Annotated in this window: 20 protein-coding genes and 1 rRNA gene; 1 reads left to right on the top strand and 20 read right to left on the bottom strand. The window is 43.9% G+C overall.

What is annotated here, in order from left to right:
- Positions 1–25: 25 nt before the first annotated feature.
- The 19 genes from QK890_RS09270 to QK890_RS09180 all read right to left on the bottom strand — a co-directional run bounded on the left by QK890_RS09270 (position 26) and on the right by QK890_RS09180 (position 20,170).
- Positions 26–1,552 carry a sulfatase gene (locus QK890_RS09270; protein WP_032531407.1) on the bottom strand — a complete coding sequence of 509 codons (1,527 nt, stop codon included), beginning with the start codon at positions 1,550–1,552 and terminating at the stop codon, positions 26–28.
- 50 nt (positions 1,553–1,602) lie between these two features.
- Entirely contained in the window at positions 1,603–3,210 is a 1,608-nt protein-coding gene (locus tag QK890_RS09265; protein ID WP_186993757.1) for a RagB/SusD family nutrient uptake outer membrane protein, read from the bottom strand.
- Positions 3,211–3,226: 16 nt separating this feature from the next.
- Complete coding sequence (locus QK890_RS09260) at positions 3,227–6,607, bottom strand: TonB-dependent receptor (protein WP_122330686.1); 3,381 nt, start codon at positions 6,605–6,607, stop codon at positions 3,227–3,229.
- 161 nt (positions 6,608–6,768) lie between these two features.
- Complete coding sequence (locus QK890_RS09255; protein WP_032541146.1) at positions 6,769–7,704, bottom strand: FecR family protein; 936 nt, start codon at positions 7,702–7,704, stop codon at positions 6,769–6,771.
- A 125-nt stretch (positions 7,705–7,829) separates the two neighbouring features.
- Positions 7,830–8,402: an RNA polymerase sigma-70 factor gene (locus tag QK890_RS09250; protein ID WP_005781604.1), complete on the bottom strand. Its 573-nt coding sequence runs from the start codon at positions 8,400–8,402 to the stop codon at positions 7,830–7,832.
- Between the two features lie 123 nt (positions 8,403–8,525).
- Positions 8,526–9,110, bottom strand: a complete 585-nt coding sequence (gene folE, locus QK890_RS09245) for a GTP cyclohydrolase I FolE (protein WP_005821937.1) — start codon at positions 9,108–9,110, stop codon at positions 8,526–8,528.
- 2 nt (positions 9,111–9,112) lie between these two features.
- Entirely contained in the window at positions 9,113–9,562 is a 450-nt protein-coding gene (locus QK890_RS09240; protein WP_005781608.1) for an SPOR domain-containing protein, read from the bottom strand.
- Positions 9,563–9,654: 92 nt separating this feature from the next.
- Positions 9,655–10,410: a triose-phosphate isomerase gene (gene tpiA, locus QK890_RS09235; RefSeq protein ID WP_005781610.1), complete on the bottom strand. Its 756-nt coding sequence runs from the start codon at positions 10,408–10,410 to the stop codon at positions 9,655–9,657.
- A gap of 40 nt (positions 10,411–10,450) precedes the next feature.
- Positions 10,451–11,794: a BT_3928 family protein gene (locus tag QK890_RS09230; RefSeq protein WP_234191719.1), complete on the bottom strand. Its 1,344-nt coding sequence runs from the start codon at positions 11,792–11,794 to the stop codon at positions 10,451–10,453.
- Complete coding sequence (locus tag QK890_RS09225) at positions 11,784–12,326, bottom strand: DUF1599 domain-containing protein (RefSeq protein WP_032531414.1); 543 nt, start codon at positions 12,324–12,326, stop codon at positions 11,784–11,786. The genes QK890_RS09230 and QK890_RS09225 overlap by 11 nt, the downstream gene beginning before the upstream one ends.
- A 104-nt stretch (positions 12,327–12,430) precedes the next feature.
- The gene (locus QK890_RS09220) at positions 12,431–13,312 is read right to left on the bottom strand and encodes a M23 family metallopeptidase (protein WP_005781615.1); all 882 of its coding nucleotides are present in this window, start codon (positions 13,310–13,312) and stop codon (positions 12,431–12,433) included.
- A 23-nt stretch (positions 13,313–13,335) separates the two neighbouring features.
- Complete coding sequence (gene ndk / locus QK890_RS09215) at positions 13,336–13,800, bottom strand: nucleoside-diphosphate kinase (RefSeq protein ID WP_005781616.1); 465 nt, start codon at positions 13,798–13,800, stop codon at positions 13,336–13,338.
- A gap of 218 nt (positions 13,801–14,018) precedes the next feature.
- Complete coding sequence (recG, locus tag QK890_RS09210) at positions 14,019–16,115, bottom strand: ATP-dependent DNA helicase RecG (RefSeq protein ID WP_005808660.1); 2,097 nt, start codon at positions 16,113–16,115, stop codon at positions 14,019–14,021.
- The gene (locus QK890_RS09205) at positions 16,115–16,777 is read right to left on the bottom strand and encodes a 2-C-methyl-D-erythritol 4-phosphate cytidylyltransferase (RefSeq protein WP_005808662.1); all 663 of its coding nucleotides are present in this window, start codon (positions 16,775–16,777) and stop codon (positions 16,115–16,117) included. Before QK890_RS09205 ends, recG begins: the two co-directional genes overlap by 1 nt.
- Positions 16,778–16,781: 4 nt before the next feature.
- A complete protein-coding gene (locus tag QK890_RS09200; protein ID WP_367627312.1) occupies positions 16,782–17,333 on the bottom strand; it encodes a DJ-1 family glyoxalase III in 552 nt (183 codons plus the stop codon).
- Between the two features lie 69 nt (positions 17,334–17,402).
- Positions 17,403–18,245, bottom strand: coding sequence for a cell envelope integrity protein TolA (locus QK890_RS09195; protein ID WP_032542721.1), 843 nt, complete (start codon positions 18,243–18,245; stop codon positions 17,403–17,405).
- Entirely contained in the window at positions 18,242–18,664 is a 423-nt protein-coding gene (locus QK890_RS09190; RefSeq protein WP_005808668.1) for a biopolymer transporter ExbD, read from the bottom strand. The genes QK890_RS09195 and QK890_RS09190 overlap by 4 nt, the downstream gene beginning before the upstream one ends.
- A gap of 70 nt (positions 18,665–18,734) precedes the next feature.
- A complete protein-coding gene (locus QK890_RS09185) occupies positions 18,735–19,457 on the bottom strand; it encodes a MotA/TolQ/ExbB proton channel family protein (RefSeq protein WP_005781627.1) in 723 nt (240 codons plus the stop codon).
- On the bottom strand, positions 19,457–20,170 hold the full coding sequence (locus tag QK890_RS09180; RefSeq protein WP_005781628.1) for a pyridoxine 5'-phosphate synthase: 714 nt from the start codon (positions 20,168–20,170) through the stop codon (positions 19,457–19,459). The genes QK890_RS09185 and QK890_RS09180 overlap by 1 nt, the downstream gene beginning before the upstream one ends.
- Positions 20,171–20,302: 132 nt before the next feature.
- Here QK890_RS09180 and QK890_RS09175 point away from each other — a divergent pair, with 132 nt between their 5' ends.
- Positions 20,303–21,175, top strand: coding sequence for an NAD kinase (locus tag QK890_RS09175; protein WP_005781629.1), 873 nt, complete (start codon positions 20,303–20,305; stop codon positions 21,173–21,175).
- A gap of 274 nt (positions 21,176–21,449) precedes the next feature.
- Here the strand turns inward: QK890_RS09175 and rrf are convergent.
- A 5S ribosomal RNA gene (gene rrf, locus QK890_RS09170) occupies positions 21,450–21,560 on the bottom strand.
- Positions 21,561–21,686: the final 126 nt, after the last annotated feature.

Raw genomic sequence — 21,686 nt, 5'->3', positions numbered from 1 at the left:
TGATGTATCAGTAAACCTTCACTTGTCAGAAGTAGACAAAGGGCTTCAGTTCATTTCCTTGCTTATCTACCGGATAAAGAGCTCCTTCCTTTACCAACTGGTCAGACATTTTCCGGATCATCTCTTTACACTTATCGGGATACGCAGAAGAGAGTTCGTTCCTTTCTTCAGGATCATCCTTCAGATTGTAAAGCAGAGCCTTCGGTTGTTGCGGGGTCTCGGGAAGATAATAATAAATCAGTTTCCAGTCCCCCATACGATATGTCGTAAAGTAGTTGCCACGGTGAGCATGCGGAAAGTGCATCAAGAAAGACTCGGGACGCCTCCGGTTTACTTTACCGCTTAATTGCTTTTTGAGGTCGAATCCATCTATCGCATAGCCCTGAGGAGCTTTACATCCGGCCACGGCCAGCACTGTCGGATAAATATCCATTATTGTCCCCAACTGTGTCTGCATACCTCCCGCTTCAATCGGTAAACGCTTCTGCACTTTACTCTCTTTCTCAGGCTTTGCCCAGCCCGCAATAAAAGGAACACGCATACCTCCTTCGAACTCCGTACCTTTTTTCCCTCTCAACGGAGCAGAAGAGCCATATCCGCGTTCATCTCCCAGAGGGGCGTCGCCACCATTATCTCCTAAAAAGAAGATCAAGGTATTTTCGGCAATTCCCAACTTCTCAAGTTGGTCCATAATATCCCCCAAGGATTTATCCATGCCTTCTATTAAAGTAGCAAACGCCCTTGCCTGTTCGCTCTTATCCGGATCGGTATACCGTGACAAAAAGCGTTTATCTGCCTGAAAAGGCGCATGGACCGCATAATGAGCCATATTCAGATAAAAAGGACGCTTTTCTTCTACCGCCTTGGTTATCTCCCGGTTCGCTTCTATCGTCAAAGCTTCACTTAGAAAGATGTCCGTCCCATGATACTTTTCCAGGTCGGGAACCGCCCTGGCCTTTTCCCCCTTGATATGCCCATATCCCCATTCGCCATAATAGCTGCCGGGATGTCCTATGCCGGAACCGGCGATATTTACATCAAAACCAAGATGCAGCGGATTCTCTCCTTCGCTACCCATACAACCAAAATGTGCCTTTCCGACATGGATGGTCTTATACCCGGCCTGCTGCAAAACTTTCGGCATAGTGGGCATATCTTCCCTGAGACCTTTCCAGTTCCATTCGGGCGGCCCGAAAGGAGTCCGGTTATTGCTTTCGGCATTAATCCAGTTGGTGACACCGTGCCTTGTCGCATTTTGTCCGGTCATAATTGAAGCTCTGGAGGGGGAACTTACACTTTGCGCATAAAAAGTAGAAAAACAAATACCTTGTTTAGCCAGTCTTTCCATATTCGGAGTATGATACCAGTCATTCAGGGGATGGCGCGTCGGCTGACCATTTTCATCTGTCAGAAAGGGGACGGAAGTATCCATCAGTCCCATATCATCAACCAGAAAAACAATAATATTCGGACGCTCCTGAGCCACTCCGCAAACGGAATATGCCAAGCCGCCTAACACACAAAATTCTTTAAAAGCTCGATTTGTTTTCATTACATACTTTTTTATTTATGGAATATATCCTCGATATCAGTCATCCGGCCTCACCACCCGGGGTTCTGCACCAATGCCGGATTCAATGATACCTCACGAAGCGGCAATGGGAAGAGATAGTGTTTCGAAACATCAAATGTACGGCTTTCTGCTTTCTGTACCAACAAAAATCCGTTCTTATCCAAAGTTACGTCTTTTCCCGGTATAGTTGTCGGATAGAGCGCCGAGTCAAACTTCGCACCCAAGATGGCTACCGGTAATTCCGATTCGGCTGTTTTCCAGCGGATAATGTCATCGTAACGGAACGATTCGGCAGCCAGTTCCACCCTGCGTTCCCGGCGGATTTCTTCGCGCATGCTCAAACCGTGCTGTTCTACAAAAGCATTAGTCAAGGCAGGCAATTGGTCGGGATGACCTTCGAAACGGGCACGGAGCCGGTTGACGGAAAGGTTCAGGTCGGCATCCGAGATCTTATCTTCCAGTTCAAAACAGGCCTCAGCATAGATAAGCAACACTTCGGCATAACGAATCAGTATTTCATCAATCCGCGACTTCATATTCGAGTAAGATTCTTCGTCACCATACTTCTTGAACATGTATCCGGTACGTGTCTGGCTCGAAAGGTTGGGCACAAACGGTTTTCCCAGGAACGGATCTCCCGGTTTCCAGAGAGTAAGTGCCATACGCGGGTCGCGGTTCTCAAACTCCTTACCGGCAGGCAGATATTCTACTTTATAAGCAGACTTCTCCACAGGAAGCCCGTCTTTACAGAGAAATGCATCGGCCAGCACTTTGGTAGGGGTGTGAGAGGGATCGGCTATCGTAGCGCGGATACGGGAATTGTATGTATCGGCCTCAGCAGAATAACGATATGAAAGAATGTGCTCGTCTGAGTCTTCTCCGGGCAGCAGGAACAGATCGCGGTAATCTTTATACAAAGAATATTCTTTCGTGTCAATCAGCCGCTTACTGGCTTCTTTGGCCATCTGAAGATATTTCTTATACTCTCCGTCACCGTGGAACTTATTTCTCGTGCCGCAATAGAGCGCCACACGGGCAAGCATTGCCTGGGCGGCTCCCTTGGTCAGTCGTCCCACGTCGGTAGACAATTTGCTTTTCAGCGGAATGTGGGTCTCCGCAAATTCAAGGTCTTCGATGATACCTGCAATCACTTGTTCTTTAGGAGTGCGGGGGCCCATCAATTCTTCCGAGTCCATATCGAGCGTGCTCAGTACATAGGGAACATCGCCAAAACGCTTCACTAAATTAAAATAGAAATAGGCTCTGAAGAACCGGGCTTCACCGGCATAACGGTTCTTGACGGCATCCGAGACTTCGGCATTCTGATAATTCTCCAGAAAATTATTGGCATTCCGGATTTGCTTATACGCCGCAGTCCAGATAGCATCTGTATTGCCCGGACTCTGAGTTCCCGAACTGACTTGATTGCTCACGTTAGCAAAACCGTCCGCACTCTGGTTATCTAATGTATACGAACGATTCATATTCTGATAAAACACATTGGTGGCCAGTCTCAAATCGCTTTCCGACTTCCAGAAGCTAGCAGGTGAAAGATTGGTTTTAGGTTCCCGATCCAGGAAATCGCTACAGCCACACAATACGATTGCAGTCAGCAACCAAAGATATATAGTTTTCATCTTCATAATTCAAGAATTAAAATGTCACGTTTAGTCCAAATGAAAAGTTTCTCATGATAGGATATACATATCCGTCTACATTAGACAGCTCCGGATCGAAGTTATCGTTCAGTTTGCTATACTCACAAAGGTTATCGCCGCTAAAATAGACTCTCAAGCGCTGGATGCCCCATGATTTGGTCAGTTTCGGGTCTATCGTATATCCCAGTTGCAGATTTTTCAGACGTACGTAAGCCGCATTCTGCAACCAGTGGTCGGAAATCTGATAGTTATGATTGGCCCCGGCATAATAGCGCGGAAAGGCTGCATTCGGATTCTCCGGAGTCCAATAATCATTGTGCATCTTATAGGAGAAGTTATTCCAGGTAGCATAATAGGGATTCATCACCTCACTCGACAAATAGAAATTTCTTTTGCCTACGCCCTGGAACAGTATTCCCAGGTCGAACCCTTTCCATGCCGCAGTCAGATTCAATCCAAAGGTATACCGCGGAGTGGTGGTCCCCAGATATTCCAGATCGTTAGGAGCTGAAATCTTACCATCTCCGTCTTTATCAACATACTTAATATCACCTACACCGGTAATAGATTTATTATAAGCAGCCGAATTCTTAACTTCCTCTTCAGACGTGAAATATCCGTCGGTGCGGTATCCGAAGATTGACCCCAGAGAATATCCCTGAACTTTCTGATTGACACCGGCCACAAATCCGTTATACTCCACTCCGTAATCGACGAGCTTATCTTTCTGATCGGATAAGTTGAAACGGGCACTATAGGAAAAGTCTTTAATCCGGTCTTGCCAGCCTACGGTCACTTCCCAGCCCTTCACTTCAAGTTCTCCATAATTGCCGGTAGGCACATCAACTCCAATCACACTCGGAACCTCGACATTGACCAGCATGTCCTTGTTCCGTTTGATGAAATATTCTCCGGTCACTGTCAGACGGTTTCTGAGAAACGCCATGTCTACCGCAAAATTATTCATTTCTACCGTTTCCCAGGTTCTTGTTTCCGATGGCAGTTTGGAAATGACGGCCCACTGTCCGAGTTCCGACTTAAACGGATAGTACCCCTTAATATTATAACTGGCAATATGGTCATACATTCCTAACCCGTTCTGGTTTCCCAACTGTCCCCAGGAAACACGCAACTTCAGGTTATCGAAAATGCGCTGATTCTTCATGAACTTCTCTTCCGTAATTCGCCAGCCGACCGAAGCGGAAGGAAATACACCCCATCTGTGCTTTTTTGAAAAACGTGAAGAAGCGTCCGCACGGAAGTTGGCCTCAACCAGATATTTGGAAGCAAACGCATAATTCATACGCATGAATCCTGAAACCAATGCCCATTCATTTTCATCGGCACCATTCGACCATCCGTCCGTATCACCCAGATTAAGCGCAGGCAGTTCATTTCCTATGATATCGGTACGTTTTCCCTGAAGATCTTCATACAGATTCTCTTCTGCCGACCATCCTCCAAGAACATTAATATCGTGTTTTCCAAATACACCTTTGTATTCGGCAATCAGTTGCCCGGTCAGATATTGTCGATGGGAATTGTTCTGCGTTACAGAGTTCGGGCTTTTCTGTCCAAAAGCAGTCGAGATTAAACCTTCCACACCATATTTTCCATAAGCTCTACGCCATTCCTTTTTTTGTCCGTCAAGAATATTCGCACCTCCGACGGCCCGTAGAGAAAGACCTTTCACCGGTTTATACTCTAAAGTAAATACTCCTTCAATCCGTTGATTACGGGTACGCCCTTCACCGCCTTCTTTCAAGGCCTGAATCGGATTCAACTGCATTCGGTGGCGGGAATAATTTCCATTCGGATCATAAATAGGCATATTGGGACCGGCCTGTATAAAAGTGATATAAGGAATTGACCACGAACCTTCGGCAGCATGATAGAGGTTTACTCCCCGTGAATAGCTGATACGGCTATCAAACGACAGCTTGTTCTTTATCAATTCAACACTGATATTTGAGCGGAGATTAATACGGTCATAATTGTCAGGACCATATTCAGAAAACATTCCATTCTGATCAAGCCAGCCGATGGAAAAGAGATACTTCAAACGATCAGATGCTTTCGAAATAGTTAAGTTATGGGTCTGCTGAAAACTATGATCCATCATCAGACCAATCCAGTCCACATCCGAAGTATATATCCACTCTTTACCGTTAGGAATAGCAATGGTATTGGGATCTTTAATAGCATCAATTGCTTTCTGTGAAAAAGGAGCAGCCAATCCGGCATTGGCAAATGCAACGTTGGATAATAATGCATGGTCCAATCCCGTATTGCTTTCAGGTAAACGCGTAGGAGAATTAAAAGAAAAATTACCGGTATACTCTACCTTCACCTTCTCCGAAGCCCCCTTCTTAGTAGTCACCAATACCACTCCCTCGGCAGCACGTGCACCATAAATAGCAGCAGAAGCGGCATCTTTCAATATTGAAATGGTTTCAATATCCTGTGGATTTACCACATTAATATCTCCCGGCATACCGTCGATAATCACTAAAGCACCGGCGCTATTGATGGAAGTGTTTCCACGTATCTTGAAAGAGGCAAACTCTCCGGGCTTTCCGGTACCCGAACTGACTGTCAGCCCCGATACTGTTCCCTGAAGTGCATCCGTGGCACTACGGATGGGACGGTTTTCAATGACATCCGACTCGATGGTCTCAACAGCACCTGTCAGGTTTACTTTCTTCTGCGTACCGTAACCCACGACAACAACTTCGTCCAGCAACTCGGCATCTTCTTTCATCTTTATCTTCAGAGTCTTGCCGGGAATCACTTTGACTTCTTGTTTGGCATATCCGATATACGAGATGACAAGTATGGCTCCCGGAGATACATCCAACGAAAAGCCGCCGTTGAGATCTGTTATAATTCCGTTGGTAGTGCCCTTCTCAAGTATACTGGCACCTATGATGGGCTCACCCGCCATGTCGGTAATCTTCCCTTTCACCGGAATTTTGTCTTCCTGCTGTACGATTATCGTATTCCGGGGGCTGTGCTTGTCGGACAAAATGATGTGTGTTCCTTCCATCTCGTACAAGACTTGATTTCCAAGCAACTGATTCAGGACCTCCGATACGGGTTTCTCTGAAACATGGATTGATGCGTGTCTTTTCACATCGACAGCATTCGAGTACATAAACAGGTAATCTGTCTGACGTTCTATCTCATTCAGTATTTCCTCTAAAGGGACATTCGTTTTTTTAATGGACACTCTTGCATTCTGAGAATTGACAGTACCTGCCATGGCACCGAATACACAAAAGAAAAGTAAGAATGTAGTGACTCTCATAGTTTTAAATAATGGTTTGATTGACGAATTTTTAGGTACATAAAAATCCGTGCAACGAGTATTTTTCATATCTTTGCTTTATAAATTCATTTAATATTTTTCTTTTTCAGGTAAAAGAAGAATGTTTCTCCTTTAGGCTGGTAGGTATTGCAGTACTTACCGGCCTTTTGTTTCAATCAGATTTAAGCGGTATTCTTCATAGGCAGTATTCTTATTAAAGGTTCAACAATTTATTTAATGGTAAATGTATTCTTCTCATCATCCCGGACGTACTTAAAGTTCACGTCCCTCTGCAAAACACGTAATGCATATTCTATTCCGTCGGACAAGCGGAACTTGACAGTAAGTACCGGATTGTCTACTTTGGCGGCATCAAATCCTATCCCGACACCATAATACTTTTCAAACTCTCGCAGTATTTCAGTAAACCGTTTACTCTTAAAACAAATCAGTCCTTCACGCCAACGGTAAGTATCAAAATCAGTGATTTTTTCGACAGTCATTTTGCCCCCTTTAAGTACGGCTTTGTACGAAGGACGCAGCGTTAACTGGGAATTGCCTGCTTTCACACGGACACTTCCCTCTATCAAGGCTGTCTCAAACTCCTTGGTACCCGAATAGGCTTCTACATAAAACCGGGTGCCGAGTACTTCAATCTGTTCTTTTTCGGAAGTATGTACCACAAAGGGTTTCTTTGCATCATGCGTTACCTCAAAATAGGCTTCGCCGTCTATCTCTACGTCACGTCTTTTATCTGCAAAGTTTTGCGGATACTCAATTCGGGTATTGGAGTTAAGCCAGACACGGCTGCCGTCGGGAAGAGTGATGTTCGCCATCTGTCCCTTCAAAGTGCTGACCACACTTCTCGATTCTGTTTCGGAGGGTCGGTTAAGCCAAAAATACGTTGTCCCCAAGGCAATCAGCAGAACAACCGCCACCTTCAGGCATTCAAAACCGATTCTACGGATCATCCGTCGTCGCCCGGCCTGCTTTTGGACAGAAACGGCCCGCTCCTTCAGAATAATCGTATCGAAGAATTTCCTCTCCCGAAGATATTCCTTCCAGTTTTCTTCGGAAGCTTCAATATACTGGCGGATCTTCTTTTCTTCTTCAGGGCCGGCATCCCCGTTAAAGTAGCGATATAATATTTCTTTTTCTATTTTCATAGGTCTGTTTTTATCTGCATTCATCTTAATAACACGCAAACAGATTGCCTCCCTAGTAAAAAAGTTCTTTTTTTTATGGGCAGTACCTTCTTCGGATACCCGGAATACATTTTTCTGAATGGTTTTTAAGTGAGGAAGTCATATAAGAAAGGGAACAAGACCAGATAGTCCTTCAGAGCTACACGAAGCTCTTTAGTGGCTTTGGAGATATGAAATTCAACGCCTTTTACAGTCATTCCCATTATCTCGGCTATTTCTTTGTGGGATTTATTTTCGTAACGGCTCAGAACAAAAATCCGGGCGGTATTGGCGGACAGACGGGAAATCACATGATCGATAATGTTCTGCACCTCTCCGGCAAATAAAGCACTGGGTTCACAGGCATCCAAAGTGGCGATACGATTGGACAACTCCCATTCTGAATGAGAACTGACGCGATCGGACACTTCATTGACCAATTGTAAATGGCGGAGATGATTAAGGCACTTATTCTTTACGACCGTAAGGACATAGGCAGAAGGATTGATCTCAGAAGAGATCTTAAGACGGTTTTCCCAATAGGACATTAAAGCCTCCATAACGATATCTTCGGCTACGATCTCGTCACGCGTATAAGTCCATGCAAACCGGATAAACCGTTGCTGATTTTCGGAAAAGAACTTGTTGAACCGGATTAAGTCACTGGAATTGGAGGGCATACGCTAAAATAAAAGTTAATTCATTTAGCACAAAAATAAAAAACAAAAGCTATATAAACAAACTTAAATACTAATAAATTCAGCGCGATTGCCCCTATATACCAATAATATACTACACCAGACTTATCTCTGACGAATCAGATTCATAAACTCTTCGCGGGTTTTAGCCTGGTTGAAAGCACCTGTAAAATCGGAAGTAGTAGTTACAGAATTTTGTTTCTCAACACCACGCATCTGCATACACATGTGTTTGGCTTCAACGACAACCATCACTCCCAATGGATTGAGGGTTTCCTGGATGCACTCTTTAATCTGGAGCGTCATGCGCTCCTGCACTTGCAACCGGTGAGAGAAAATATCTACCACCCGGGCTATCTTGCTAAGTCCGGTGATATAACCGTTAGGAATATAAGCCACATGCGCTTTGCCGTAGAAAGGCAGCATATGATGTTCGCAAAGAGAGAAGAAATCGATATCTTTCACAATCACCATCTGGCTGTATTCTTCCTGAAACTTAGCCGAACGAAGCACTTCATGCGGATCCATGTGATAACCTTTGGTCAGAGTCAACATAGCTTTAGCAACACGTTCGGGGGTCTTCAGTAAACCTTCCCGTTCGGCATCCTCACCTAAAAGAGTGATAATACTGCGATAATGCTTCTTTAAATCCTCCAAAGCCGGAGAATTGATTTCTTCTTTTTCTAACATAATTACAGGGGGATATTGATTTGATCTTTAACAATAGAGACTTCCTTAAACACACCGGTTGCTTTCAGCTTGCGCATCATGGCATCAGCTTCTTCGATACTACGAAAATCGCCTACCCTGCACAACCAGCGGGGAGGATTGAAAGAGGTATAAACGGAAAGTTCCGGAAAATACTCCTTAACCCGGGAGCCTACGTTATGCGCCTCGTTCTTGGCCTGGCGAGTATTGTTGCCGGCATAAGTCTGTATCCGGTATCCGGAAGACTTGAGTATCTTCTGTTCACCGGTACTGGGAGGAACACTACCCAATAAAGCTGCAATGCGTGGATCTTGATGAATGGTCACTTTCCCTTGCCCCGGCACGTTACGTTCCAGACTCTTCACAATATCGCTTTGAGCCTGTACACCTGCCGCAAGAACCAATAGTAAAAACAGTAAGCTCAATTTCTTCATAAGCTTGTCAATTGAGGAATGGAGAACTGAAAATTGAGAATGGATTGATTGGTATAACCAACATTCCCAACTTCCAGTTCTTAATCTTTTAATTAGTTGAATGCATCAATGATACCTTTGAAATCGGCAACCTTCAAAGCAGCACCACCGATCAAGCCACCGTCAACATCCGGGTTGGCAAACAGTTCTTTTGCATTAGAAGGTTTACAGCTACCACCGTAAAGGATAGAAGTGTTGTCGGCAATTTCTTTTCCATATTTTCCGGCTACAGCAGAACGGATAAATGCATGGATTTCCTGTGCCTGGTCAGGGGTAGCAGTTTTACCTGTACCGATAGCCCAAACCGGTTCGTAAGCCAAAACGATCTTAGCAAAGTCTTCTGCAGAAAGATCGAATACAGATTCTAACTGAGCAGCAACCACTTCGTTCTGTTTGTTAGCTTCGCGTTCTTCCAGAACTTCACCGATACAGAAAATAGGAGTCAAACCGTTAGCCAAAGCCAATTTCACTTTGTCTTTCAGGATTTCAACTGTTTCACCGTAGTAAGCACGACGTTCTGAGTGACCCAGGATGACATATTTAGCACCTGTAGAAGCAACCATAGCGGCTGAAACTTCACCTGTGTAAGCACCTGATTCTTTATCAGCGCAGTTTTCAGCACCAACACCAATCTTGGCAGCATCTACAAGAGGAGTTACAGAAGCAAGGTGGATAAACGGAGTACAGATGATAACATCACAGTTAGGCTTTTCGTTAGCCAATGCTTCATTCAGTTCTTTTGCAAGAGCAATACCCTCCTGGAGGGTTTTGTTCATTTTCCAGTTTCCTGCAACAATGTTTTTTCTCATTTTGTTTTTTATTAAAAGGGTTAATAAATTTACGATTCAATTATTCATTCTTCTGCGTTTCAGAAGAGACTTGTGAATTTCCGGCAGCTTTGTCTGCAGCCTTTTTACGTTTCTTTTCAAGACGCTTCACAACCAGAATATCAACTCCCAAAACCATCAATAAAGGGATAGCAAACCAAAGGAGTACATAACCGATCGTATGCACATCGCTCTCTTGTTTCTGTTTTCCCAGTTCAAGGTTTTCCAGTTTGTCAGTCAGGGCATATTCATCAGGCAATTCACTATCACTCCATTTATTTAAAATGGTACCTTCTTTAATCAGCATCAGTCCCGGATTGGAACGTATCATCGTTTTCAACGTAATATCATCCATCAGGCAGAACGGATATTCCGCTCCGGTTTTATCTTTCCATTGTTCTATCTGATAATCCAGCGAAGAGGTCAGGCAGTAAAAGCCATAACCATGCTCTACCGCATAATCATAAATCTCATTTATCAGATCGATGTTACTGTCATCTGCCTCTTCAATCCGATGGGCTACCAATAAGAATGTATAGTTTTTATCTGCCAGTACTTTATCTGTAATATCTTCACCTGTTTCAAGATTAGTCATTGAGAAATCATGGATAGAAGGCTCATAACCTTTCTCTTTCACAACGGTCCGCGCTTCAATGAATTTCCAGGTACTATCGGGATAATTTTCCAACGAGAACTCTTTCTTTTCACCATTCTTCTCCAACACGAAAACACTCTCGTAAACCGTCGGCTTTGCCCCTGCCGGAATACTCATGTTTTCCGGAATATTCTTCCCTATCTTATAAGGACGAAAATCCAGTATCGGCAAGTTGCCCAGACAATAGAACGAAAGCGCAAACACAAACAGGAAAGTATATAGAGATACGAGCCATTCCATCTTAGCACTGATAAAACGGATCATCTGATGCTTCCACCGGAAAACGGAAATTGCTGCAATCAGCAGAATAACATTCTTCCAAAATGTTTGCCAGTTTGTCAATACCCAGGCGTCACCGAAACAACCACAATCGGATACCGGATTAGCCAATGCCAAATACAGAGTAAGAGGAGTCATACAGATCATCAGCAACAAAGCCAACCAGGTAGCGGTTGTTTTCCGGATACCCAAAAACAGAAACACACCTACCGAGAACTCGACAGCTGACAAAACAATACCCGCCAACAAAGGGAAAAAGGCCGGAAACCACGTTCCCATCCCGAAAGCATCCAGATAATCTTGTATCTTATATTCCGATCCCAACGGATCGACTGCTTTCGCGAATCCTGAAAAGATGAACACCCCTGCCAGCACGAAGCGGCACAGATTGGTCCATACTTTCTGAATAATATGTAGCTCCTTATCCTTCAAATTCTATCTTAATCAATCCGAAAACAGAATAGTTAATCATATCCATGTAATTGGCGTCAATGCCTTCTGATACCAATGTCTGACCGGCAAGGCTCTCTATCTGCTTGGTACGATAAATCTTCATCAGTATCAAATCAGTATACGAGCTAACGCGCATACTGCGCCATGCCTCATCATAATCATGATTCTTGGCAAGCATCAATTCCAATGTTTCCTTTGCATGCTTATCGTACAAAGCCAATGCTTCATCTACTGTTATATCAGCCGACTCTGCATATCCGAGTTCCAATTGTATCAACCCGATAATACCATAGTTGACAATAGCAATAAACTCGGAACGGATTCCTTCGTCGACAAGAGTCACCCCTTTTACTTCAATACTACGAATACGATTGGCTTTGATAAATATCTGATCTGTTACAGAAGCAGGACGCAGAATACGCCATGCAGGACCGTAATCATGCAGTTTCTTAGAGAATAGGTCACGGCATAATGCTATGACATGTTCAAATTGTTGCCTGGTATCTTTCATTTCCTTACAAATAGTGTGCAAAGGTAACAATAATTAAAGAAAAATGAAAAGAGGGCACTCTAAATAATATTAAAGTGCCCTCTTCCGTCTATGTAGTATAACTATTATGAACAGCGCAATACTTGACCCGGACGAAGTGTTGTCTTCGTGGTAATACGATTCAACTTGCAAAGTGTGCTGACTGAAACACCGCGCAGTTTAGCGATTCTGGACAAACTGTCGCCTTTCTTAACCTTGTAATATCTGATTTCGCCGTCCGATGCTATATTAGTATCATGTGAACCGGCTTTGTTACGTTCGTAACCTCTTGTTTTTCTGAATGTATATGTATCGGCAACGATATCCTGTTTCGGGAAGTCGAACATTAATGCAGGATTGATGGCAATACCCAGGAAACGGGTCTCAAAATGTAAGTGAGATCCCGTTGAACGTCCGGTATTTCCTCCCAAGGCAATGGGTTCACCGGCTTTTACCAATTGGTTCTCTTCTACAAGCTGTTTGGATAAGTGACCGTATACGGTTTCCAGTCCATTGTCGTGACGAATAACGACATATTTACCATAACCTCTACGTTCATACTTCACAATACGTACCTTTCCGTCGAAAGCAGCTACAATAGTATCTCCAATGTTCACTTTGATGTCAAGTCCATTATGCATTCTTCTCCAGCGTGGTCCGAAGGGAGAAGTGATACGGGTACTGGGAGTAGGCATGTGGAAGCCCGTGAGATCGATTGTATAAGAATCGGGAATTATAGCATCCTTTCCGTAAGCATGTACGTACTGGTTGTTCCAATTAGGATACAGACTCAGTGCAGGATATTCAGACTGTTCTGCGCGAATCTGTTTCTGCAATGCTAATGAATCTACACTTTTTAATTTTCTGTCAATCGGTGCCTGACGGGCAATCAAATCCTGAGAAAAAGAGTTCAGGCTGATCATAGCCGCAGCGGCAATCATTACTGTTTTAATGCAATTGAAATTCATTCGTCTTGTTTAATTCAATTCAATCAATATTCGTCATTTGCATACAGGTAGTCAAAAGTAGCCTGTTTGTAATCGAATATTTCTTCCGGTTTAAAGAATCTGTTTAATTCGACAACTGCGGTTTCCGGCGAATCAGAGGTATGAACAATGTTCTCTTGAAAGCTCATACTATAATCTCCGCGAATGGTCCCCGGGGCTGCCAGACGTCCGTTAGTTGGTCCTGCCAATGCACGAACGGCTTGAATAGCATCCACACCTTCAAAACAACAAACGATAACGGGAGCCGTCATCATAGAATCTTTCACTCGCTGAAAGAATGGTTTCGAACTAAGGTGTGAATAATGCTCACTTAACACTTCATCTGTCAACTGCATCATTTTCATTCCTGCCAAACGCAATCCTTTACGCTCAAAACGACGAGTAATCTCGCCAACCAGTCCTCGCTGAAGAGTACAAGGTTTCAGAATGACCAATGTTTTTTCCATCATAACGTACAGTTTCAAAAGGTTAAAGTGCTCATTTATTTTAAAATTCCTCCAAAGATAGCATTTCTAAGCGAAACGGCAGGTATCCTCTTAACTATTTTTTATAAGGATAAATAGCAGAATTAAAGAAATATTTCTCTAAACCTCCATAAACAGAGGAAATAAAGAGAAATATGTTATGCAACATGTTTATGTAAAAAAGCTACATGTTTAACCGTTTTTCAGCTAATGGCAGCCCAGTTAACATTCGTCTTGCGCAATGCTTTCAGCTGCCGCCATAGAATTTCATTCTCCGGCAACACGCCACCCGGATCGGCATCCGTTATTTCTTCTGCGATATTACGCACGTATTGCAAGAGTTGACCGTCACGGGCAATATCCGCAATCTTTAAGTCGAAAGCAATACCACTTTGCTGTGTACCTTCCAGGTCACCTGGTCCCCGGAGTTTAAGATCGGCTTCAGCTATTTCAAATCCGTCATTGGTGCGTACCATTATTTCCAGACGTTTCCGGGTCTCTTCAGTCAGCTTATAGGTAGTGACCAGAATGCAATATGATTGGTCGGCTCCACGCCCTACCCGGCCACGCAACTGATGTAACTGTGAAAGTCCGAAGCGTTCGGCATTTTCGATAATCATCACCGAAGCGTTAGGCACATTCACTCCTACTTCAATCACTGTAGTAGCTACCATAATCTGCGCTTCACCCGAAATAAAAAGTTGCATCTGCGCATCTTTCTCGGCAGGTTTCATTTTGCCATGCACTTTACAAACCTTACAGTCGGGAAACTCCTCACAAATATGCAAATACCCTTCTTCAAGATTTTTCAAATCAATCTTTTCACTCTCCTTAATCAAGGGATATACAATATAAATCTGGCGCCCTTCTTCAATTTGTTTACGTACCGAACGATATAAACTTTCTCTCCGGTTATCAAACTGGTGAATAGTAGAGATCGGCTTACGTCCGGGAGGCAATTCATCTATGACAGAGACATCCAAATCACCATAAAGTGTCATTGCCAGCGTACGTGGAATCGGAGTAGCAGTCATAACCAATACATGGGGCGGCTGAATACTCTTGCTCCACAGTCTGGCACGCTGTGCCACACCAAAGCGGTGTTGTTCGTCAATTACGGCCAATCCTAAAGAAGCAAAATTTACAGTATCTTCAATAACGGCGTGGGTACCGATCAATATATGTACATCTCCGGTCAGGAGTCCCGCAAGGATAGCTTCCCGTTTCTTTCCTTTCACCGAACCTGTCAGGAGTTCCACCCGCACATCCATTCCAAACAACAACTCTTTGATTGTATCGTAATGTTGGTTAGCCAAAATCTCAGTAGGCGCCATCATACAAGCCTGAAAACCATTATCAAGGGCAATCAGCATACTCATCAAGGCCACCAGTGTTTTCCCACTTCCCACATCCCCCTGCAACAGGCGATTCATTTGCTTTCCGCAACCGACGTCCTGCCGGATTTCTCTCAAAACCCGCTTTTGAGCCCCGGTCAGTTCGAAAGGAAGATTCTTAGAATAAAATGTATTGAAGATTTTACCGACTGTTTCGAAAACATAACCGCGGTATTTACGTTGCCGGTCTTTGGCATATCTCAGAATATTGAGCTGTACATAAAAGAGCTCTTCGAACTTAAGACGATATTCCGCCTTCCTCAACAGCTCCGGATTAGAAGGAAAATGAATATTCCGTAAAGCTTCCGTCAAAGGCATCAGATGATGGTCGGCAATCAGTTTAGGTGAAAGTGTCTCGGGCAAAGGCTCCTGAATCTGTCCGATAATGGTTGCCATCATCTTTTCAATGGCATGGGAGTTGAGAAAGCTACGTTTCATCTTCTCCGTTGTATTATAATAAGGTTGGAGTCCCATTGATGACAATTTCAAATCAGCGGGATTATCTATATCGGGATGGGCTACGTTAATTCTTCCGTTAAACACGGTCGGCTTACCAAAGATAATATATTCTTCGTGAAGTTTATACTTACCTGTGACATACTTTATACCCTGAAACCACACGAGGTCAACGACTCCTGTGCCATCCGAGAAATGTGCTAATAATCTTCTCTGGCGCCCTTCACCAAAAGTTTCAAAGCCAAGTATCTTTCCCTTCAACTGTATATACGGCATATTACCATCTATTTCATGAATGTAATAGATGCGACTCCGGTCTACATATTTATAAGGAAAATAATAGAGCAGATCATGCAATGAATAAATCTCCAACTCTTTATTCAGAACCGCAGCTTTTTGCGGACCAACACCGGATAAGTACTTTATGTCTCGTGTAGCTAAATCGAACATTACAACAAGGCTGAAGCTACTTTCAAATCAAATGGAGTAGTTATTTTTATATTTTCACGGTTTCCCTCCACCAGATGGACAGGAACTCCCATAGCCTCTACCACGGAGGCATCATCAGTAAAAAAGGGAGTAAACTCTTGTTCATAAGCTCTTCTCAGTAAATCGGCATCGAATACCTGGGGAGTTTGAACCAGTTTATAATCATTACGGTTTACAGTCTCACTGCCTGATCCTGTGAGATGGCGCACGGTTTCTACAACATCGATGACAGGAATTACGGCTTTTCGCACAGCAGCTTCCCGGAAACAACGGGCAATCACTTCCTGCGATACGAAAGGACGAACACCGTCATGCACCCCCACCATACCACCGATACCGTTTATCAAAGCCAATCCGTTTTTAACCGAGTGGAAACGGGTTTCACCTCCATCGGCAATTTCATGCCTGATGTTAAATCCATGCGTTTCACACAGTTCCCGCCAAAACCCCTGCTGTTCCCGGGGCAATACGAGAATAAGCTGCATTCTCTTATCGAATCGATGAAAAGCTTCCAACGTATGCATCAATACAGGCTTTCCGCCAATGGGAAGAAACTGTTTGGGAAGTTCACTTCCCATGCGGAGTCCCTTCCCCCCGGCTACAATCAAAGCAGTCCGATACATAGGCTTAACGTCTTACGCACATGGCCTCTACCAGCTCGTTTACTTTTTCCTTGCCTAACAATGTATCTACAATAGTCAATGCAAATTCCATCGCAGCACCCGGTCCTATACCGGTAATGATGTTACCATCTCTGACAACCGGCTCGTTAGTACACTCCGCACCTTCCAGGTACTGTTCGAAGCTGGGATAACAGGTTACTCTGCGACCTCTCAGAAGTCCCAGTTTTCCAAGTACCATCGGGGCGGCACAAATAGCGGCAATAGGCTTGTTTTTCTCCGCAAAGCTAAGAATTAACTTACGCAACCCTTCATGTTTGTCCAAAGTGGCAGCACCCGGCATTCCTCCCGGCAAAAACAGCAACTCAGCATCAAAGAAATCACAATTCTCAAAATTCTTATCGCAAAGCACAGATACATCATGCGCTCCGACTACAATCTCGTCTGGCGTAACAGATACAATTTCTACATCTAAACCAGCGCGTCTCAATGTATCAATTGTAGTAAGCGCTTCAATTTCTTCAAATCCGTCTGCGAAAAATGCATAAACTGTTCCCATAATCTATATCATTTAGATGTTATAAACTCAAAGCCCACCTTTCTAAAAACACGGTACTTTAAGCATTAATTATTTCAAATTAAAATAATAAGTAATCGTTCCTGTCTGGTTGTTCACTCCGTTTACGGCATTAAAACGTGCTTTTTTAGCCGCATCTTCAGCAGCTTTACGCAAAGTCGAATTTACCGTGTTAGTCAATCGGTTGATACTGGTAGCAATCACATGACCAGCTGGATTCACGGTAATAGAAACAACTACTCGCCCCTCTTCCTGAACGTTGTATACGGGACGGGGCAAACCTCCCTCTCCTATAGAACGTCCGCCAAGATTAAATGTTCCATATCCCCCGACTCCGGACTTTGCTCCGGTCGACGAATTGCCATCTTTACTTCCTTCTACTCCTTCACCCGAAGTAGCACTACCTTTGCTTCCCCCCATCTGCGAGCCTTTACCAAAGGCACCGGCTACTCGTTTACTGGCAGCTTCTGCAGCGGCCTTGCGCTCACGCTCTGCCCTTTCTTCAGCAAGTTTTTTAGCTTCGGCAGCCTTTTCTTCGGCTGTTTTTTCAGGCTTCTTCTCTACTTTCGGCTTCTCCTTCTTAGGCTCGGCCTTGGGTTTTATAGCAACCGTTTCTTCTTCGGTCTGCGTAATCATTTCCTGTTCGGCTTCCACTTCGGGTACGGGTTGCGGAGCCGGCACTTCTTCAGGCATTACTTCCACGTCCACCATAGTGGAGGGATCATAATTTCCATAAGCCGCATCCACATCTCCCATCATCACCGGTACACCGCCGGCTTCTTCGTCCGGACGTGGAACAGCAAAACTTACCAGAATCAAAAGAGCAATAATAGCCACATGCACCAACAATGCACCCAACGCCCCTATATATTCACTCTTTCTTTTTATGTTCATTTCTTCCTTGTTTCCGGCGGGCGGGTAGCCAGCACCATTTTAAAATGATTCTCATTCGCGATATTCAGCACCTTAACGATCTCACGGTAAGGTACAGTTTCATCCGCATAGAGAGCAACATACATCTCAGGTTCTTTATCCGCACAGCTTTGCAGGAATGGAGTCAATTCCTCCAAGCCTAAAGCATGCTCTTTTTCATTACCGAACGCTGCATAATAGTTCAGGTCCTTATCAATGATAACTCTTGTCAACGGTTTAGCCGAAGTTTGCTGTTTGCCTTGTGGCAATAACACTTTAATCGCATTGGGCGACACAACAGTTGAGGTTATCATAAAAAAGATAAGCAACAGGAATATGACGTCCGTCATAGATGCCATACTAAAGTTGGGTGATATTTTTGCTCGACGCTTTAATGCCATAAAATAATTCTTCAATATGCCAATATGTCAATGTGCCAATTGGCTACGCACTCTATTTTATCTCAGCACCTTATTTCTGTGCAGGTTCATTAAGCAGGTCCATAAACTCCATGGTTCTGGACTCCATCTTATTGACCACTCTGTCTACCAGCATCACCAGATAGTTGTAAGCAAACATAGCAATAATACCGACAATCAGACCACCTACGGTAGTAATCATAGCTTCATAAATACCTCCTGAAAGCAGTGTGATATCAATATTACCGCTTCCGGCATTTGCCATTTCATAAAAAGCCCGCACCATACCGGTTACTGTACCCAGGAAACCGAGCATCGGAGCACCACCTGAAATAGTAGCCATCACAGTCAGGCCTTTTTCCAACTTAGCCACCTCAATATTTCCCACATTCTCAATAGCAACCTGTACGTCATTTACCGGACGTCCCAGACGGCTAATCCCTTTTTCGATCATACGGGCGGAAGGGGTATTCATCGTTCGGCAATAATTAATTGCCGACTTAATCTCACCACTATGAATATAGTCTTTGATCTTCTCCATAAACATCGGATCTTCCTTACCGGCTTTTCGGATCACATAGTTACGTTCAAACAGGATGTAGAAACAAACTACAGACAGTACTCCCAAAACAATCATAATCCATCCACCCTTAATAGCCATATCAAGCATATTCATTTCAGCCGGAGCAGATACAGGAGTCAGTACAGGGTTGGCCGATGCAACGGAATCAGCCAGGTTGGTAGCCACTTGGGCTAATAGTAGCATTGCATTCATTAGCGAAGACAGTTTTTATATTCCTGAATGGTACGTTCCAATCCCAGATACAGCGCATCACTTATTAAAGCATGACCGATAGAGACCTCGTCCAGCCAGGGTATGTTTTTATAAAAGTAATTCAGATTCAATAAACTCAAGTCGTGACCGGCGTTCAGACCAATTCCCAACCGGCGGGCCACTTTAGCAGCTTCAACAAAAGGAGCAACAGCCGCTGCCGGATCTTTCGGATAAGCAGTAGCATAAGGTTCGGTATATAGCTCTACACGGTCGGCACCTGCTTTTGCCGCATACTCAATCATTTCCGCATCGGCTGCCACAAATACAGATGTACGGATACCTGCCCCGTTAAACTCGTCCAAGACTTCCGTCAGAAAATCAAAATTAGCCTTTGTATCCCATCCTGAATTAGAAGTTATCTGAGAAGGATCGTCCGGCACTAAAGTCACCTGATGAGGTTTCACCTTCAACACCAAATCGATAAACTCCGGAGAAGGATATCCTTCAATATTAAATTCAGTCCGAAGCAACGGACGCAAATCATACACATCCGAACGACGGATATGACGTTCATCCGGACGTGGGTGAACCGTTATGCCGTCAGCACCGAAACTCTCACAATCCAACGCCACCTTAACCACGTTCGGAACATTTCCCCCACGGGCATTCCGAAGGGTAGCCACTTTGTTTATGTTCACACTTAATTTAGTCATAGTTCCATGTCTTAATATAATACGGACCTTTTACCCATATGTTTTGCGCAAAAGTACAAATATTAGTGATAAGATAACAGCAATACCGAAAAAAAATCCCAAATTTGCGACACACTAGAAACTTTTATCAACATGAAATTTGCCATTTTCGGAAATACATACCAAGCCAAGAAGTCTTCACATGCTGCTACTTTGTTCAATTTGCTCGAAAAACATGGAGCAGAAATCTGTGTATGCAGAGAATTTCATCGTTTCCTGAAATCCGACTTAAAACTGAACGTCAAGGCGGATAATTTGTTCGATGAAGACTATTTTGATGCAGACATGGTGATCAGTATCGGCGGAGATGGTACTTTTCTAAAAGCGGCACGACGGGTAGGTAACAAAGGAATCCCTATTTTGGGTATCAATACCGGACGATTAGGATTCTTAGCAGATGTATCCCCGGAAGAAATGGAAGAAACGATTGAAGAAATCTACCAGAACCATTATACAGTTGAAGAACGGAGTGTACTCCAATTGCTTTGTGACGACAAACATTTGCAAGATTCACCTTATGCGCTCAATGAAATAGCCGTATTAAAACGGGACAGTTCATCCATGATCAGTATCCGTACTGCTATTAACGGAGCACACCTCACGACTTACCAGGCTGACGGGCTCATTATCGCCACTCCAACAGGTTCCACTGCATATTCGTTAAGCGTAGGTGGTCCTATCATTGTTCCCCATTCCAAAACCATCGCAATTACTCCGGTTGCTCCACACAGTTTAAACGTAAGGCCTATAGTGATCTGTGATGACTGGGAAATCACTTTAGATGTAGAAAGTCGTAGCCACAATTTCCTGGTTGCAATTGACGGCAGTAGCGAAACCTGTAAGGAAACAACCCGCCTCACAATCCGGAGAGCTGACTATAGCATTAAAGTAGTAAAACGCTTTAATCACATCTTTTTCGACACTCTTCGCACTAAAATGATGTGGGGAGCTGACAGCAGAGTATAATATTTCATTTATCACTAATAACAGGGAGGCTTTTCTCATAGCCTCCTTGACTTTCGCCATTAGGGTTCTGTCCCACACAGCTTCTTTTAACCAGAAACATTCCGAATAAAGCTGATAAAATGATTGACAGGGAATGTTGTTTATCCGGAAGAGTAAAGTTCTTTATTTATAAACGAGTGCATCAGTTCGGTTGTTATCCTCCCTCCTTCTTTTCCTACGTCTATAAACAAGTCATCCCCTCGTGTCTTCTGACCCGAGGGGATGAACTCTCTGAAAACGGCGACTACCTACTCTCCCACTGTTACGCAGTACCATCGGCGTGATCAGGCTTAACTTCTCTGTTCGGAATGGGAAGAGGTGGAACCCTGATGCTATAGTCACCTGAATAAGGTAGACATAATGTACAAAAGTAAACTTAGCCGTCTATCACCCGATAGGAAAGCTAAACGGATATATAAACCATAAAAGACAATAAAAGAAAGTCATCGGGCAATTAGTAACGCTCGGCTGT

The sequence above is a fragment of the Bacteroides sp. NGMCC 1.200775 genome (assembly GCF_040798045.1).
Taxonomy (GTDB): domain Bacteria; phylum Bacteroidota; class Bacteroidia; order Bacteroidales; family Bacteroidaceae; genus Bacteroides; species Bacteroides hominis.
Note: the sequence above shows the minus strand (reverse complement) of the source record. Positions and strands in the feature narration are given on the sequence as shown.